Source organism: Sinorhizobium terangae (genome assembly GCF_029714365.1).
GTDB lineage: Bacteria > Pseudomonadota > Alphaproteobacteria > Rhizobiales > Rhizobiaceae > Sinorhizobium > Sinorhizobium terangae.
The window spans coordinates 872,846-890,076 of the sequence record NZ_CP121659.1; the positions used below are offsets into that span (position 1 = coordinate 872,846).

At 61.4% G+C, this 17,231-nt stretch carries 15 protein-coding genes; 8 read left to right on the plus strand and 7 right to left on the minus strand.

The window, feature by feature from the left end; translation table 11 throughout:
• Positions 1-206: 206 nt before the first annotated feature.
• Both aspS and QA637_RS04110 read left to right on the plus strand, forming a co-directional pair.
• Positions 207-1,994, plus strand: coding sequence for an aspartate--tRNA ligase (gene aspS / locus QA637_RS04105; RefSeq protein ID WP_283063752.1), 1,788 nt, complete (start codon positions 207-209; stop codon positions 1,992-1,994).
• 177 nt (positions 1,995-2,171) lie between these two features.
• Positions 2,172-2,552, plus strand: a complete 381-nt coding sequence (locus QA637_RS04110) for a rhodanese-like domain-containing protein (RefSeq protein ID WP_283063754.1) — start codon at positions 2,172-2,174, stop codon at positions 2,550-2,552.
• A gap of 216 nt (positions 2,553-2,768) precedes the next feature.
• Here QA637_RS04110 and groL read toward each other — a convergent pair whose 3' ends face one another.
• The 3 genes from groL to QA637_RS04125 form a co-directional block, all read right to left on the minus strand.
• Complete coding sequence (gene groL, locus QA637_RS04115; protein ID WP_283063755.1) at positions 2,769-4,397, minus strand: chaperonin GroEL; 1,629 nt, start codon at positions 4,395-4,397, stop codon at positions 2,769-2,771.
• A gap of 138 nt (positions 4,398-4,535) precedes the next feature.
• Positions 4,536-4,760 (minus strand): hypothetical protein, encoded by a 225-nt coding sequence (locus QA637_RS04120; protein WP_283063757.1) that lies wholly within the window; start codon positions 4,758-4,760, stop codon positions 4,536-4,538.
• 290 nt (positions 4,761-5,050) lie between these two features.
• The gene (locus tag QA637_RS04125; protein WP_283063759.1) at positions 5,051-6,244 is read right to left on the minus strand and encodes a hypothetical protein; all 1,194 of its coding nucleotides are present in this window, start codon (positions 6,242-6,244) and stop codon (positions 5,051-5,053) included.
• A gap of 395 nt (positions 6,245-6,639) precedes the next feature.
• On the opposite strand from QA637_RS04125, the gene parC reads away from it, so the two are divergent.
• The gene (gene parC, locus QA637_RS04130) at positions 6,640-8,916 is read left to right on the plus strand and encodes a DNA topoisomerase IV subunit A (protein ID WP_283063761.1); all 2,277 of its coding nucleotides are present in this window, start codon (positions 6,640-6,642) and stop codon (positions 8,914-8,916) included.
• Between the two features lie 158 nt (positions 8,917-9,074).
• On the plus strand, positions 9,075-9,401 hold the full coding sequence (locus tag QA637_RS04135) for a helix-turn-helix domain-containing protein (protein WP_283063763.1): 327 nt from the start codon (positions 9,075-9,077) through the stop codon (positions 9,399-9,401).
• A gap of 24 nt (positions 9,402-9,425) precedes the next feature.
• On the opposite strand, the gene QA637_RS04140 is transcribed toward QA637_RS04135, so the two are convergent.
• From QA637_RS04140 to hemB, 4 genes are all read right to left on the minus strand, one after another.
• On the minus strand, positions 9,426-10,337 hold the full coding sequence (locus QA637_RS04140) for a DMT family transporter (RefSeq protein ID WP_283063764.1): 912 nt from the start codon (positions 10,335-10,337) through the stop codon (positions 9,426-9,428).
• Between the two features lie 3 nt (positions 10,338-10,340).
• Positions 10,341-11,117: an arginyltransferase gene (locus QA637_RS04145; protein ID WP_283063766.1), complete on the minus strand. Its 777-nt coding sequence runs from the start codon at positions 11,115-11,117 to the stop codon at positions 10,341-10,343.
• A 131-nt stretch (positions 11,118-11,248) separates the two neighbouring features.
• Positions 11,249-11,713, minus strand: a complete 465-nt coding sequence (locus QA637_RS04150; protein WP_153436887.1) for an RDD family protein — start codon at positions 11,711-11,713, stop codon at positions 11,249-11,251.
• A gap of 82 nt (positions 11,714-11,795) precedes the next feature.
• Positions 11,796-12,809 carry a porphobilinogen synthase gene (hemB, locus tag QA637_RS04155; protein ID WP_283063768.1) on the minus strand — a complete coding sequence of 338 codons (1,014 nt, stop codon included), beginning with the start codon at positions 12,807-12,809 and terminating at the stop codon, positions 11,796-11,798.
• Between the two features lie 180 nt (positions 12,810-12,989).
• Here hemB and QA637_RS04160 point away from each other — a divergent pair, with 180 nt between their 5' ends.
• From QA637_RS04160 to glyA, 4 genes are all read left to right on the plus strand, one after another.
• Positions 12,990-13,427: a DUF6163 family protein gene (locus QA637_RS04160; protein WP_283063770.1), complete on the plus strand. Its 438-nt coding sequence runs from the start codon at positions 12,990-12,992 to the stop codon at positions 13,425-13,427.
• A gap of 130 nt (positions 13,428-13,557) precedes the next feature.
• Entirely contained in the window at positions 13,558-14,070 is a 513-nt protein-coding gene (ldtR, locus tag QA637_RS04165; RefSeq protein WP_136504221.1) for a transcriptional regulator LdtR, read from the plus strand.
• A gap of 347 nt (positions 14,071-14,417) precedes the next feature.
• Positions 14,418-15,743 carry a L,D-transpeptidase family protein gene (locus QA637_RS04170; RefSeq protein WP_283063773.1) on the plus strand — a complete coding sequence of 442 codons (1,326 nt, stop codon included), beginning with the start codon at positions 14,418-14,420 and terminating at the stop codon, positions 15,741-15,743.
• A 182-nt stretch (positions 15,744-15,925) separates the two neighbouring features.
• Complete coding sequence (gene glyA / locus QA637_RS04175) at positions 15,926-17,221, plus strand: serine hydroxymethyltransferase (RefSeq protein ID WP_153436891.1); 1,296 nt, start codon at positions 15,926-15,928, stop codon at positions 17,219-17,221.
• Positions 17,222-17,231 lie beyond the last annotated feature (10 nt).

Here is a 17,231-nt window from a genome sequence, read left to right on the forward strand (position 1 = left end):
TGATTTGTGGCCTTTCCCTTTCTTTTTGCGCCACTTGCCCGCAATGACAGTGGGCGAGAGCGGCGCGCCGGTCGATCACTCTTCCGGCCGGAACAAGCCGCGGCCTTGACAAAACCGGCGCATCATGCGCTTTTCCGCCCGATTTTGATCATGCCGCGCGCCGTCATGCGAGCCTGCGCGGTTTTCTGCAATTCCAGGATTAGACGATGCACCGTTACCGCAGCCACACCTGTGCCGCCCTCCGCAAGTCGGATGTTGGCTCCACCGTTCGCCTCTCCGGCTGGGTTCACCGCGTCCGCGACCATGGCGGCGTGCTCTTCATCGACCTGCGCGATCATTATGGCATGACGCAGGTCGTCGCCGACCCGGATTCCCCGGCGTTCAAGACAGCGGAGACGGTGCGCGGCGAATGGGTCCTCCGCATCGACGGAACGGTGAAGGCGCGCACGGACGAAACCGTCAACAAGAACATGCCGACGGGCGAGATCGAGCTCTATGCTCGCGAGATCGAGGTTCTGTCTGCGGCCAAGGAATTGCCGCTGCCGGTCTTCGGCGAGCCGGACTATCCGGAAGATGTCCGCCTCAAATACCGTTTCCTGGATCTCCGCCGCGAGACGCTGCACCGCAATATCGTCAAGCGCACCGAGATCATTTCGGCCATGCGCCGGGGCATGAGCGAGATCGGCTTTACTGAATATACGACGCCGATCCTGACGGCCTCCTCGCCGGAAGGCGCGCGCGACTTCCTCGTGCCGAGCCGCATTCATCCCGGCACCTTCTACGCGCTGCCGCAGGCACCGCAGCAGTACAAGCAGCTTCTGATGGTCGCGGGCTTCGACCGCTATTTCCAGATCGCTCCCTGCTTCCGCGACGAGGATCCGCGCGCGGACCGTCTGCCGGGCGAATTCTACCAGCTCGACCTCGAAATGAGCTTCGTCGAACAGGAAGACGTCTGGGACACGATGGAGCCGATGATCCGCTCGATCTTCGCGGATTTCGCCGGCGGCAAGCCGGTGACCGAAAAGTTCCCGCGCATTCCCTATGACACGGCGATCCGCAAGTATGGTTCCGACAAGCCGGACCTTCGCAACCCGATCGAGATGCAGGGCGTGACTGAGCACTTCGCCGGTTCAGGCTTCAAGGTCTTCGCCAACATGATCGCGTCCAACCCGCGGGTCGAGGTCTGGGCGATTCCGGCCAAGACCGGCGGCTCCAGAGCGTTCTGCGACCGCATGAACGCCTGGGCCCAGAGCCAGGGCCAGCCGGGTCTCGGCTATATCTTCTGGCGCAAGGAGGGCGAGAAGCTTGAGGGCGCCGGCCCGCTTGCCAAGAACATCGGCGAAGAACGCACCGACGCAATTCGCACGCAGCTCGGTCTCGAGGATGGAGACGCCTGCTTCTTTGTCGCCGGCGAACCGGCGAAGTTCTACAAATTTGCCGGCGAAGCCCGCACGAAGGCAGGTGAGGAACTGAACCTCGTCGACCGCGAACGCTTCGAACTGTGCTGGATTGTCGACTTCCCATTCTACGAATGGCTGGAAGAAGAAAAGAGGATCGATTTCGCCCACAACCCGTTCTCGATGCCGCAGGGTGGCCTTGAGGCGTTGAACGGCGACGACCCGCTCTCCATCAAGGCCTACCAGTACGACATGGTCTGCAACGGCTTCGAGATCGCGTCCGGCTCCATCCGTAACCAGCTGCCGGAGCTGATGGTCAAGGCTTTCGAGTTGACGGGCAAGTCGCGGCAGGAAGTCGAGGAGCAGTTCGGCGGGCTCTACCGCGCCTTCCAGTACGGCGCGCCGCCGCATGGCGGCATGGCTTTCGGCATCGACCGCATCGTCATGCTGCTCGTCGGCGCCAAGAACCTGCGTGAGATTTCGCTGTTCCCGATGAACCAGCAGGCCCAGGATCTCCTGATGGGCGCGCCGTCGCCGGCGACGCCGACGCAGCTGCGCGAACTGGCGATCCGCCCGATTCCGCAGAAGAAGGACTAAGATTCTTAAACGCGCAAGAACGGCCCGGCGGCTCTACCGCCGGGTTTTTTGTGGTCGAGCGTGCTTGCTGCTGCCGCCACCCGAAAGTTGCCATCCCGTTGCTCGCCTTGACAGGATTTCCGCCGAAGCGTTTCCTTTCTTCGCTGCGCCATGGCAGCGTTTTGGGTGGAGTGAACGATGGCGAAGAACGTCAAGGACCTACTGGCGGAAGCAAATAGTGCTGTTCCGAAATTGTCGCCCACCGAGGCGGCCGAGAAGATGCGCTCCGGCGATGTGCTCATCGTGGATGTCCGCGATCCGACAGAGGTTCAGCAGACCGGCAAGATCAAGGGCGCCGTGAACGTCTCGCGGGGAATGCTGGAATTTCGCGCAGATCCGGAAAGTCAATACCACAATCCAGCCTTCCAAAAGGACAAGACGGTCCTTTTGCATTGTGCGTCCGGCGGCCGTTCGGCCCTTGCCGGCAAGACGCTGCAGGACATGGGCTACACTGCAGTATTCAACATCGGCGGCTTCAAGGAACTGGTCGACGCGGGCATCGATACAGAGCCCGCGTGAACCGCTTGGTTCAGTCGCCGCCCCCCCCGTCCGACCGCCGGCACCTTATCCCCGTTTTGACGGGAGAAGGGCACATGATGGCCCGAAACCCCGCGCCCCGCTTGCGGGAAGTGGGCCGGGTCAGGGGTAGACCGCGATCTCGAATCGATCATCGAACCCGGCGATGGCCTCGCCGGGTTTTTGTGTGCGCCATCGAGAAGCGATAGCCGGCCTGCCTCAGAAATCCATTCCGGGCGCGCTAGGCATCGGAGGCGGCGCTTCCTTCTTCGGCTTTTCGGCGATCATCGCTTCCGTCGTCACCAGCAGGCCGGCCACCGAGGCGGCGTCCTGCAGTGCCGCGCGCACGACCTTGGCCGGATCGATCACGCCCATGTCGAATAGGTCTCCGAATTCTCCGGTCTGCGCGTTCCAGCCGTAGGCGAAATCCGGTTTCTCGCGCAGTTTGCCCACGACGATCGAACCTTCGGCACCCGCGTTCTCGGCGATCTGGCGCACCGGTGCCTCGATGGCACGACGGACAATCTCGACGCCCACGCGCTGGTCGTCATTGGCGGTAGGCACGTTGTCGAGCGTCTTGACGACGCGCAGCAGGGCAACGCCGCCGCCGGGGAGGATGCCTTCCTCGACCGCGGCCCGCGTCGCATGCAGGGCGTCGTCGACGCGGTCTTTCTTTTCCTTGACCTCCACTTCGGTCGAGCCACCGACGCGTATGACCGCGACGCCGCCGGCAAGCTTGGCGAGCCGCTCCTGCAGCTTTTCTCGGTCGTAGTCCGACGTCGTTTCCTCGATCTGTGCCTTGATCTGGCTGATCCGTCCGGCGATATCCGCTTTCTCGCCCGCGCCATCGACGATGGTCGTCGTCTCCTTTTCGACGATCACCCGCTTGGCTCGCCCGAGCGTATCGATCGTCACATTCTCGAGCTTGATGCCGAGATCCTCGGAAACCACCGTGCCACCGGTGAGGATTGCGATATCCTCGAGCATGGCCTTACGACGGTCGCCGAAGCCGGGCGCCTTGACGGCAACGATCTTCAGGCCGCCGCGCAGCTTGTTGACGACCAGCGTTGCCAAGGCTTCACCCTCGACATCCTCGGCGATGATCAAAAGCGGCTTCCCGGACTGGATCACCGATTCGAGGATCGGGATCATGGCCTGGAGGTTGGAGAGTTTCTTTTCATGGATCAGGATGTAGGGATCTTCGAACTCGACCCGCATCTTGTCCTGATTGGTAATGAAATAGGGGGAAAGATAACCTCTGTCGAACTGCATGCCTTCGACGACTTCGAGTTCGATCTCGGCGGTTTTTGCCTCTTCGACAGTGATCACGCCCTCGTTGCCGACCTTCTCCATCGCCTCTGCCAGGTAACGCCCGATTTCCGCATCACCATTGGCCGATATCGTGGCCACCTGGGCGATTTCAGCATTCTTTGAAACCTTGCGGGCGTGGGTCTTGAGTTCCTTGACGATGGCCTCGACGGCAAGGTCGATGCCGCGCTTCAGATCCATCGGGTTCATCCCCGAGGCGACGGCCTTGGCGCCTTCCCTGACGATCGCCTGGGCAAGCACGGTCGCGGTGGTCGTGCCGTCGCCGGCGACGTCGCTCGTGCGCGAAGCCACTTCGCGCAGCATCTGAGCGCCCATGTTTTCGAACTTGTCCTCGAGTTCGATTTCCTTGGCGACCGAGACCCCGTCCTTGGTGATCCGCGGCGCTCCAAAGGATCTGTCGATGACCACATTCCTGCCCTTGGGGCCCAAGGTGACCCGAACGGCATTGGCCATGATGTCGACGCCGCGCAGCATGCGGTCTCGGGCATCGGTATTGAATTTGACTTCCTTGGCAGCCATGTGCTCCTCCCTCAACACGGAAACTGTAAGGTGATCGCTGATTGCCCCCGCAACAGGCTAGCGGATCACCGCGGTCATCACGTCATCCACGTCCTTCAGTCCTCCGGCTCACAGGCACCCTGAAAAGCCGGGCTGCTACTATAATTCCTCGTCGCCTTCCTCCGGGGTCAGGATGTCGATCAATGCTGCGACACGGCCGGCCGGAAGATGGCGACCTTCGCCGATCAGGGCCTCGTCATTGTTGACCCAAGCAATCGCCTCCGCGAGTTCGCTCGCTGTCGCGCCCGTCGCAAGCAGCTCGGCCATCAGCGTTTCGTCGACCGGGCCCAGGATGGCGGTGATATCCGAATGCTTCAGTCCCATGGCGTCCTCCTTCCGTTTCATCGGTCGGGAATGCGCAATTGTCGGCAATCATACGCAAAAATAGATAGGCGATCGCTTCGGAGCATCAAGCAGTGGATGATATCATTAATCAATCGGGATAGAAAAAGCCCGGCGGTGCGTTGCCGGGCTCGATCAGAACCGAACGCTCGCTTGGCGAGCGCCTAGAGCGCCGCGTCTTATGAGACGCGCAAAGGACGCTGTAGCACTTCGAATTGCTGCATGTTTTTATCCTTAAATCGACTACGATTTAAGGATACATGCAGGAGCGGTTAGTCGTTCGCCGTCACTTTCACGCCGAGAACCGAGGGAATCGTGTTCGGCGCGCCCATGGCGGCACCCACGATCATCGGGAAGGGAACCGGCTTTTCGGGCTTGGCGCTGATCGTCAGGCTCTTCGGCCCGTCGAGATAGGCGTTGACGGCAGCCGTCACCTGGTTCTGCAACTCCGGTATGTTGAGCTGCGCCATCATGATCGGCACCAGCCCCTTCAGCGATTGCGCCAGTTGATCGCCCGAGACGCCCTGTTGGCTGCCGGCGTAGTCGAGCGCCTTCTTGGTGATCGAAGCGTCGTCGAAACGGATCGAGGCGCTGTTGAACGTGAGCTGCTGCATGAGGCCCATAATCGCGAGCCCCATTGCCTGGTTGGCCTCCTCCTTGTTCGGATTGGCCTCAGCGGCCTTTGTCGCCTCCTGCAGCGCCTTCATGAACTGCAGTGTGTATCCGGAAAAGTCCATGGCAATGTTCAGCCGGCCGACATTCTTGAAGTCGAGGGCGTATTCATTAAGCGCGACGTTGCCGCTCTTCAGTTCCCAACTGCCCTTCATGGTGACTTCGCCGTCGAGTGTGGTCAGCCCCAGCTTTTCGATCGCTTCCTTGGCTTTGGGGTCCTCGACGTCCGAGAGATCCGCCTTGAGGCCGGCAAGCGTCGCGTCGAAGTCGAAGCCGGCATCATTTTCCTGCCGCGTCAGATTGGCGTCCGTGCTCTCGGTGGTGAAGACATCCTTGCCCTTGACATTGACTACGATCGGTCCGGTTCCTGCCGTTTCGTAGAGCAGGATGTCGTTGATCGTGTCCCCGGACGCATTGCCCGGGATCGAAAGCCCGCCGATCGACAGGTTCCTTGCGGAGAAGCTGGAGCCGTCTTGGCTGACATTTATATCCGGGAAGGTAACCGTCTCGGAGTAGTAGCCGCCATTCTCATTCTCTTCGACACCTTCGAAAGTGACGACGCCGATATTGAGCGCCTCTCCGGGGTTCGCCGCCGTCTGCAGCTTGACGCCGGTCACCGTGACGACGTCGCCATTCACGTCGGCCTTGTCGAAGCGGATCGAGGAGCCGTTGGCGGACAGCGCCGCATCAAGCTTCTTCATCATGTCCGCGCCGTCCAGGGCGAAGGCGGGGCCGGTAAGGATGAGAAGGGCGGCGCTCGCCATCATCAGGCGGATCTTGCGCGTATGCGTCATTATCGAGTTCCTTATCAAAAATGTTTGATGCGAAGCTGTTGGTGGGATCGGTTATCGCTAATCTGAGTGATCTCTGCGGGATCCGTCAACTCGCCCCCGACGGAGCCTGAACAATCCCTGCGACGGTCGGCTGCCCCTTGCAGCCTGATGCCTCGAACGCGGATACCCTCACTCGAATCCTCAATTTCAAATCGGCCAAATCAGCACCCCCGAAGCTAGTACGAAACAGGGCAAAATTATATTCGTCTGATTGGATGGCGCTTGTTCCCCGCGGATCATACTTTCCGGAACCTTACTGCCGTCGGCTGTCGTACACGTTCCGGAGGCGGCGTTCTCCACAACGCAGTGCCCCTGAAATTCTTGCTGTTGGCGGCCGCTTGCGGTAGCAAGAGGGCATGGGACAAAGCCTTTTGCCGCCTTCGGGCGGGGACGACAACATTCAGCCGGTTGACCTCAAGGCGGCGCTGGAAGAGCGCTATCTCGCCTATGCGCTGTCAACCATCATGCATCGCGCGCTGCCGGACGTCCGTGACGGTCTGAAACCCGTCCACCGCCGCATCATCCATGCCATGAGCGAGATGGGGCTGAGGCCCAATTCCTCGTTCAAGAAATGCGCGCGCATCGTCGGCGATGTCATCGGTAAGTTCCATCCGCATGGCGACCAGTCCGTCTATGATGCGCTTGTGCGTCTCGCGCAGGACTTTTCCCAGCGTTACCCGGTCGTCGACGGGCAGGGCAATTTCGGCAATATCGACGGCGACAATGCCGCCGCCTACCGTTACACCGAAGCGAAGATGACGGAGGTCGCGGCCCTTCTCCTTGAAGGCATCGATCAGGACGCTGTCGATTTCCGCCCGACCTACAACGAGGAAGACCAGGAGCCGGTCGTGCTCCCCGGCGCTTTCCCCAATCTACTCGCGAACGGCGCCTCGGGCATTGCCGTCGGCATGGCGACGTCCATTCCGCCGCACAACGCCCATGAACTTTGCGACGCGGCCCTCCATCTCATCCGCCACCCGAATGCGACGGTCGAGGACCTGCTGTTCGATCCCGCCAACCCCCAGAAGGGGGGCATCGAGGGTCCGGACTTGCCGACAGGCGGCGTGATCGTCGAAAGCCGGGCAAGCATGATCGAATCCTACCGGACGGGTCGTGGCGGCTTCCGGGTCCGCGCGCGCTGGGTCTCGGAGGATTTGGGCCGCGGCGGCTATCAGATCGTCGTCACAGAGATTCCCTATCAGGTCCAAAAGTCGCGGCTGATCGAGAAGATCGCCGAGCTGCTCGTCGCCCGCAAATTGCCGCTGCTCGAGGACATTCGCGACGAATCGGCCGAAGACGTGCGCATCGTGCTCGTGCCGAAGAGCCGTTCGGTCGATGCCGGCATCCTGATGGAATCGCTGTTCAAGCTGACCGAGCTCGAAAGCCGCATCCCGCTCAACATGAACGTGCTCTCGATGGGCCGCGTGCCGCGCGTCATGGCGCTGAACGAGGTGCTGACGGAGTGGCTGGCTCACCGCCGCGAAGTCTTGCAGCGGCGCTCGCGCCATCGGCTGGCCGCAATCGACCGCCGGCTGGAGATTCTTGGCGGTTATCTTGTCGCCTATCTCAATATCGACGAGGTGATCCGCATCATCCGCGAGGAGGACGAGCCGAAGGCGGTGATGATGGAGCGCTTCACGCTCACCGACCTCCAGGCCGAATCGATCCTCAACATGCGCCTGCGCTCCTTGCGCAAGCTCGAAGAATTCGAGATCCGCACGGAATTCGACGCGCTGTCGAAGGAAAAGGCGGAGATCGAGGCGCTGCTCGCCTCGGATGAGAAGCAGTGGCAGGCGGTTGCCTGGGAAATCGGCGAGGTCAAGAAGAAGTTCGCCAAGGCGACCGAGATTGGCAAGCGCCGCAGCACTTTTGCCGACGCGCCGGAGGCTGACGTCGAGGCCATTCAGCAGGCGATGATCGAAAAGGAACCGATCACCGTCGTCATTTCGGAGAAAGGCTGGATCCGCGCCCTGAAGGGGCACATCTCCGACACGTCGTCGCTCCAGTTCAAGGAAGGCGATGCGCTGAAAGTGGCGTTTCCGGCGCAGACGACGGACAAGATTCTCGTCTTCACGACGGGCGGCAAGGTCTACACGCTCGGCGGCGACAAGCTGCCCGGCGGGCGCGGCCATGGCGAACCCTTGCGCATCATGGTCGACATGGAAAACGATCAGGACGTCCTGACTGCCCTTGTCCATGATCCGGCACGCAAGCTCATCATTTCGTCCGCTGCAGGAAACGGTTTTGTCGTGACCGAAAGCGATATCGTCGCCAATACCCGCAAGGGCAAGCAGGTGATGAATGTCGGCATGCCGGACGAGGCGAAACTCGTTGTTCCCGTCAAGGGCGATCACGTCGCCGTCGTCGGCGAAAACCGCAAGATGCTTGTCTTCCCATTGGTGCAGATCCCCGAAATGGCGCGCGGCAAGGGCGTCCGGCTGCAGCGCTACAAGGATGGCGGCATTTCCGACATTCGGTGCTTTACGATCGCGGAGGGTCTCACCTGGGAAGACAGTGCCGGCCGGGTTTTCACCAAGATGAAGGACGAACTGATCGAGTGGCTCGGCGACCGTGCTGCAGCCGGCAGGGTCGTGCCGAAGGGCTTCCCGCGGAGCGGCAAGTTCAACGGCTGATTTTCGTCGCCGTGCCTCCTTCAGGCGCACAAAGGTCGCTGCCGCACTTTGAATTGCCACATATTTTGTCGTTAAATCGGCTAAGAAAACACGCCGTCAAGGCGCCGCCGGCGTGACCGCGTGCCAAGTTCAAGTTCCTCTCCAGGGAGGTCAATGTCATGGCCACCGCTCTTGACGCAACCTTGCTGGCTCTTGCCGATCCGACGCGCCGCCGCATATTCGAGGTCTTGCTTGCAGGCGCGACGCGCGTGGCCGAGATCGCTGATGCCGTGGGCGTGAAGGGGGACGACCTTTGCGAGCATCTTGCCACCATGGAAGCTGCCGGACTGGTCGTCCGGCAAGGTCAGGATGGCGGGACAATCACGGCCGATCCGGCGCCGCTCGATATCGCGGCCGAGTGGATCAATACCAATCGCGAACTCTGGACAATGCGCTCGCAGATGCAGAGTGTTTCCGTCGAGCCCGCACCCGGCGAGGCGCAGTGATTGCGCGGCGCGCCGGAGGTGTGCCTATCCTAGCTCCGCACATTGAATCTGCGCTTTGTGCGCCTTCATCGCCTTGTTGCGCATTTGCCAGAACGAATGGCCGATGAGGGCAAGGACCAGGATGGCTCCTCCAAGGAGCGTCTGCGTTGTAGGCGTTTCCGAAAAGACGATCCACACCCAGATCGGAGCGAGGATCGTCTCCAGCAGATAGAACATGCCGACCTCCGGCGCGGAAAGATACCGCGGGCCTGTCGCCAGACAGAAGAAGGCGAGGGGGATCATCACCAGGCCGTTGAAGAGAATGTAGCCGGGTTCTGCAATCGAAATGCCGCTCGGCGGAAGGAGCAGGACGGCGGCGATGGCCGGGAAGATCGCGGTCGTCAGCGGCACCAGCGCCATGTCCCGGCCGCTCTTGCGGGCGATGGTGATTGCGCCCGCCAGCAGGCAAGCCGAGCAGGCGGCCATCGCATCACCGAAGAGGTGTCCGCTCTCCAGCCCGTCCTGTACGATGATCCCGACGCCGAAAACCATAACCGCCATTGTCAGCAGCGTGGCGTTGGAGGGCCGTTCCTTGAGGAAAATCCAGGAAAGGATCGCCGCGAACATGGATGTGAAGGCCAGCACGAAGACGACGTTCGCCGTCGAGGTGTTGAACACGGCGAGCAGGAAGGTGAAGGAGTTGATGGCGTAGAAGAGACCGGCGACCAGGCCCGCTTTGCCGGGGATCAAGGAAACGCGACGGCCGAGGACGCGATTGAGCACAAACCAGGCAACCAGTGCGACGATGAAGGTCGAAAGGCTGCGGAGCGCGAGAATCGACCAGACTTCGCCGTTCGCCGAACGGATGAGCGGAATGTCGAAGGAAAGGGCGAGGCCGCCGAGGCCGGTGATGGCAAGACCGCGCCGGTGCCGGGCGGCATCAAAGGAAGGGGTCAATTCTCAGTCCGTTTCGGTGGATGCGTCATCGTCACCACAATAGCGCTCCCAACCGCGGGCCATAAGGTGCTCCTGCGGCAAAAACTTTGTTTTATACCCCATTTTGCGCGAGCCCTTGACCCAATAGCCCAGATAGACGTGGGGCAGACCGCGCTCCTTCGCACGGCGAATATGATCGAGGATCATGTAGGTGCCGAGCGAGCGCTCCGAGAGTGCGGGATCGAAGAAGGAATAGACCATCGACAGGCCGTCGCTCATTCGGTCGGTCAGCGCCGTTGCGATCAACGGGCCCTTGGCCTTTTCGTTGATGCCGTCGCCTTCGATCCGCAACCGATATTCGATGATCTTCGTGTGCACATGCGTGTCCTCGACCATCATGGCGTAGTCGAGTACCGACATGTCGGACATCCCGCCCTTCTGATGCCGGCGATCGAGATAGCGGCGGAAGAGGTTGTATTGTTCGCTCGAAGGTTCCGCGGGGTATTCGGCCGAGATCACGTCGCGATTGGTGGCGAGCACCCGCCGCATCGAACGCGTCGGCGCAAATTCGTTCGTAAGGATGCGGACGGAGATGCAGGCACGACAAGTTTCGCAGGCCGGCCGGTAGGCGATATTCTGGGAGCGGCGGAAGCCGCCCTGCGTGAGGAGATCGTTCAGTTCAGGGGCGCGCTCACCCACCATGTGGGTGAAGACCTTTCGCTCCATCTCGTTCGGCAGGTACGGGCAGGGTGCCGGCGCAGTCAGGTAGAATTGTGGAGACGGTGCGGTCTGCGTGTTCATCGAATGTGGAGGCCACTCTTCGTGCGGTTACTCATCGCAATAGCATGGCCTAAGAATGAAAAACGTCAACTCACTCGTTTAGGCATTCCTCACGGATTGGCGTTGCAAAGCACGGAGCTAGCCCGCAGGCATTAATAGGCGTCACTGCGGACCGTGACCGTGCCGATCAGAAGGTCGTGCAAGAGCCGGCCGCGGTCGGTGAAGAGGCCGATCAGCAGGATGAGCGGCGTCAGCAGCGCGTTGCCGATCCAGAAGATCACCAGATGGACGATGGCCGTCAGAAAATCCATCGGCCGCCCGTCCGTGCGGGCGATCGCCACGCCCATGATTCTCATGCCTGGCGAGGCTTGATCGCGGCCGCCGACCGTCAGCCCGAAATAGAGCATAGCCACAAGCGCGAAGAGCACGGGATAGAGGAGGAACCCGAGGCCGAGCGTCAGAATGCCCAGGAAAAACACGACGACCGCGGCCGGAATCCAGAGCAGGGCGATGATCACATAGTCGATGATGAAGGCAAATACTCGCCGCGACAGCACGCCCCGGTAGGCGCGCCAGTCATCGCTCGGGAATCTCACTTGTTCGTTGTGCATGCTCATCCGCGTGCCTCATATTGTTGCCGATCAGATATGGGGAATGAGCCTCGACAAAACAATGCATGGCTGAAATGCAGCCTGTCAGTCAGCGTTTTGCCAGGATGCGCGCCACTTCGACCGAAAAATAGCTCAAGATCCCGTCGCAGCCTGCCCGCTTGAAGGCAAGCAGCGTCTCCAGCATGACCCGTTCGCCATCGATCCAGCCATTGGCCGCGGCTGCCTTCACCTGCGCATACTCGCCGGACACCTGATAGGCGAAAACCGGCAGGCCAAAGGCCTCTTTCATCCGCCAGCAGATGTCGAGATAGGGGAGGCCGGGCTTCACCATGAGCATGTCGGCACCTTCCTCGACATCGAGCGCGGCATCGCGGATTGCCTCGGTACCGTTGGCCGGATCGATGTAGTAGGTCTTCTTGTCGCCCTTGAGCAGACCGCCGGTGCCGATTGCCTCACGATAGGGGCCGTAGAAGGCGGAGGCGAATTTCGTCGCGTAGGACATGATGCCGACATTCTGGTGGCCGGCGGCGTCGAGCGCCTCCCGGATCGCGCCGACGCGCCCGTCCATCATCTCGGACGGGGCGATGATGTCCGATCCGGCATCGGCCTGCGTCACCGCGGCCCTGGCGACGACCTCCACGGTCTCGTCGTTCACGATCTCGCCGTCACGGAGGATCCCGTCATGACCGTGGCTGGTGAAGGGGTCGAGCGCGACGTCGGTGATGACGCCGATGTTCGGCACCGCCTTCTTGATCGCCCGCGTCGCCTCATTGATGAGGTTGTCAGCGGCGAGGCTGTTGGAGCCGGTCTCGTCGCGCAGCGCCATGTCGATATTCGGAAATGTGGCAACCGCCGGGATACCGAGGTCGGCCGCTTCTTTCACCGCTTCGACCGCCTTGTCGACGCTCATGCGGTTCACGCCCGGCATGGCGTCGATCGGCTGGACGATGCCGCTGCCCGGCACGATGAAGATCGGCCAGATCAGGTCGTCGACGGTCAAGCGGTTCTCCTGCACCAGCCGCCGCGTCCAGTCCGCCTTGCGGTTGCGGCGCATGCGGCGGTGTCCGGTTATCCTGTCCACAAGATTCGTCTTGTCGTTCATCACGCCGCTTCCTTCTTTCGTCTGCACTGTGAACGCGCTTTACCATGTACCGCCGTCGGTTGAAAACCAAACAGCGTCGCCCCCGCATGCGGCATTTGCTCCCGGCTCTCCCTAAGACCGGGGGCAGCCGCCAGTTCTTGCCGGTGGATCTGACGAGGCACTCGGCCTATGTTGCCGCGCATGCTTCACGATTCTGCTCATGTGCCGAAGCCGTCGCTGACCGAAGTGCTCTTCGGCTGGTTCCTGCGCCTGGTGTCGGCGTCCTGCTTCTGGTTCGCCCTGAACTATTGGGCGCTGCTCATCGGCTTCTCCCATAATGGTGCCGGGCGGTTCGATCTGCTGCCGCCGGAATGGCGCGCCGCGGCGACCGCCCTTGCCGTTGTCTACCCGGTCGCCGCTATCGGCCTGTGGCTTCTGGTTTCCTGGGGGCCGGTCGTCTGGGTCCTCGCCGCGGCGATCGAGATCGCCGTCCACGAATTCTACCCCGGCATGTTCGGCGCGCGGCCTTTGCTCTTCGTGCTCCACGGGGCTGTCGCCGTGACCTTCGTTCTTTTCCGTGTTGCGCTTTTCGTGCAGCGATTGCGGCAAGTGCGCAAGGTAAGGGTTGATTCACCCTGAGACAGGCTCGCCCGACGGTAAGTTCATGTTAAGGCTGCGGTTTAAGTAGAATTTTATACGTATTCGATAGGGTCTCACTCAAGGCGGGAAGACAAACAGACACCGCCAAACAAAACAGTGAGGCAGTCAAATGAACACGAAAATGAAGCCGCAGGCAGTTGCGCCCCGAGACCCGCAGGAAGAAACGATCCGTGGTCTCTACATGGAATCCCTTCACCTCGTCGAGCGTCTGCATCGCCGCCTGCTCGACGTCATCAAGGACGAGTTCGACCGTCAGGGCCGCAGCGATGTCAATGCCGTCCAGGCGCTGTTGCTGTTCAACATCGGCAACTCCGAACTGACCGCCGGCGAACTCCGCTCGCGTGGTTATTATCTCGGCTCGAACGTTTCCTACAACGTCAAGAAGCTGGTCGATCTGGGTCTCATCAACCATCAGCGCTCCCGCGTTGACCGCCGCTCGGTCCGCATCAGCCTGACCGAAGAGGGCCAGGAAATCGCCGAAACCGTCGCAAAGCTCTACGAGCGCCACATCGGCTCGATCCAGAAGGTTGGCGGCATCGGTTCCGACGAATTCACCCAGATGAACAAGCTCCTGCAGCGTCTCGACCGCTTCTGGAACGATCAGATCCTCTATCGCCTCTGAGCAAATCGCACACCTCCAGTTCAAGGGTCGGGCGCAATCCCTGCGTGTCCGACCCTTGCCGTTTTTTGCCAGATACGGTTGTTGTCAGACTCTTCTCGTGCTATCCGCCCGGCCGGCCCGAGACACGAATTGGCCATATTGCTATGACAGCGACGCTTGCATGCGGCAGGTGCGCTTGCGCCGAAGACGATGATTCGTTTCGCCATCGGCCTGCCGGGAGAGGGCTCTCGCTCGCATTATCGTGAAGGCAATGGGAGAGCCGGGTGGCACGCGGGTTTACCTTTGTTAACCATGTCGTGTTAGGGCTCGGGCAGCGCGCGTCTTGCGCGCATTGAGATGGTGGGACTATGTCGAAAAAGAACGGAATTGATGCTTTCTCGCGCCGTGCATTTCTGCGCTCGGCCGCAACGCTCAGTGCTGCCGCATGGGCAGGCGCCGCCAGCGCGCAGGACGCTCTGAACGAGCTCATCAATTCACCGCGCCGCGGCTCCTGGGACGACCAGTTCGACGCCAAGGCATCGCGCACGGCGACGGCGGTCCTTTCCAACACGCCGGTCTTCGGGCCCGAAACGATCGGCCATCTCCAGCAGGCGATCTATGACTATCAGCAGATCGTTGCCGCCGGTGGTTGGCCGACGGTCACGACCTCGGTGAGGCTCGAGCTGGGCGTTACCGATCCCTCCGTTCAGCAGCTGCGCCAGCGCCTAATGGTTTCCGGCGACCTGCCGCGTTCGGCCGGTATCTCCTCTTCCTTCGACTCCTACGTCGACGGTGCGGTGAAGCGCTTCCAGGCGCGTCACGGCCTGCCGGCTGACGGCGTCATCGGCGAATACACGCTGAAGGCATTGAACGTCGATGCCACGACCCGCCTCGGCCAGCTTGAAACCAACCTTGTCCGCCTCCAGTCGATGTCCGGGGATCTCGGTCGCCGCTATGTGATGGTCAACATTCCGGCCGCCTATATCGAGGCTGTCGAGAATGGTCGGGTGGCGCTGCGCCACACCGCGATCGTCGGCAAGATCGACCGCCAGTCACCGATCCTCAACTCGAAGATCTACGAGGTCATCCTCAATCCTTATTGGACCGCGCCGCGCTCGATCGTCCAGAAGGACATCATGCCCCTGATGCGCAAAGATCCCACCTACCTCGAGCGCAATGCTATCCGTCTCTTCGACGGCAGCGGCAATGAAGTCTCCCCCGAGACCGTGGACTGGAACGCGGAAAAGGCGCCGAACCTGATGTTCCGTCAGGACCCGGGCAAGATCAACGCTATGTCCTCGACGAAGATCAACTTCCACAACGAACACCAGGTCTATATGCATGACACGCCGCAGCAGGGCCTGTTCAACAAGCTGATGCGTTTCGAATCCTCCGGTTGCGTGCGCGTGCAGAACGTTCGCGACCTCTCGACCTGGCTGCTGAAGGAAACGCCCGGCTGGTCGCGTCAGCAGATCGAGGCGACGATCAAGTCCGGCGTCAACACGCCGATCACGCTCGCAGAGGAAGTGCCGGTTTACTTCACCTATGTCACCGCCTGGTCGGCAAAGGACCGGGTCGTGCAGTTCCGCGACGATATCTATCAGCGCGACGGCGCTGCCGAGCTCGCGCTCCAGACGACAACGGGAATCGAACAGTCGGCAGGCGCCATCGACCAGGACGCTTTGCCGCAATAAGCAAACTCCCGTCTTCACAGATAAGGGCCGCGCATCTCAACGAGCGCGGCCTTTTTCTTGGCATGCTCGCTCTGTCGTTCGGCGCGGCGGATGGTGGAAATGGCGCAAACCGCACAGCGGATATTGCTCTCCGCGTGCGAGGAAGCTAAAGAACGACCACCTTTGAGAGGAGCCTCGAGCCGATGCTTGCACAGACCAATGACGCATTCTTCACCCGCTCTCTCGCGGAAAGTGATCCGGAGATCTTCGGTGCGATCGAGAAGGAGCTGGGGCGCCAGCGCCACGAGATCGAGCTGATCGCCTCCGAGAACATCGTTTCGCGGGCCGTGCTCGAAGCCCAAGGCTCGATCATGACGAACAAATATGCCGAGGGCTACCCGGGCAAGCGCTACTACGGCGGCTGCCAGTTCGTCGATATTGCCGAGGAACTGGCGATCGAACGCGCCAAGAAGCTCTTCGGCGTCAACTTTGCCAACGTCCAGCCGAATTCCGGTTCGCAGATGAACCAGGCGGTGTTCCTGGCGCTCCTGCAGCCCGGTGACACCTTCATGGGCCTCGATCTCAACTCCGGTGGTCACCTGACCCACGGCTCGCCGGTGAACATGTCCGGTAAGTGGTTCAACGTCGTTTCCTACGGGGTCCGCGCGGACGATCACCTGCTCGACATGGACGACGTCGCCGAAAAGGCCCGCAAGCACAAGCCGAAGCTCATTATCGCCGGCGGCACCGCCTATTCGCGCATCTGGGACTGGAAGCGCTTCCGCGAAATCGCCGATGAAGTCGGTGCGTGGCTGATGGTCGACATGGCCCATATCGCCGGTCTCGTTGCTGGCGGCCAGCATCCTTCTCCGTTCCCGCATTGCCATGTCGCGACGACGACGACGCACAAGTCGCTGCGCGGTCCGCGCGGCGGCATGGTGCTCACGAATGACGAAGAGGTAGCCAAGAAGATCAACTCGGCCGTCTTCCCCGGCCTCCAGGGCGGCCCGCTGATGCACGTGATCGCGGCCAAGGCCGTGGCCCTCGGCGAGGCCCTGCAGCCCTCCTTCAAGGAATATGCGGCCCAGATCGTCAAGAATGCCCGCACCCTCGCCGAAACGCTGAAGGCGAACGGCCTCGACATCGTTTCGGGCGGTACGGACAACCACCTGATGCTCGTCGACCTGCGCAAGAAGAACGCGACCGGCAAGCGTGCGGAAGCCGCTCTCGGCCGCGCCTACATCACCTGCAACAAGAACGGCATTCCCTTCGACCCGGAAAAGCCCTTCGTCACCTCGGGCGTCCGCCTCGGTGCGCCGGCTGGCACGACGCGCGGCTTCAAGGAAGCGGAATTCAAGGAAATCGGCGAGTTGATCGTCGAGGTGCTTGACGGCCTGAAGGTCGCCAATTCCGACGAGGGCAACGCCGCCGTGGAAGCTGGCGTGCGCGAGAAGGTGGTCAAGCTCACCGACCGGTTCCCGATGTACAGCTACATGTGATCGGACGGCT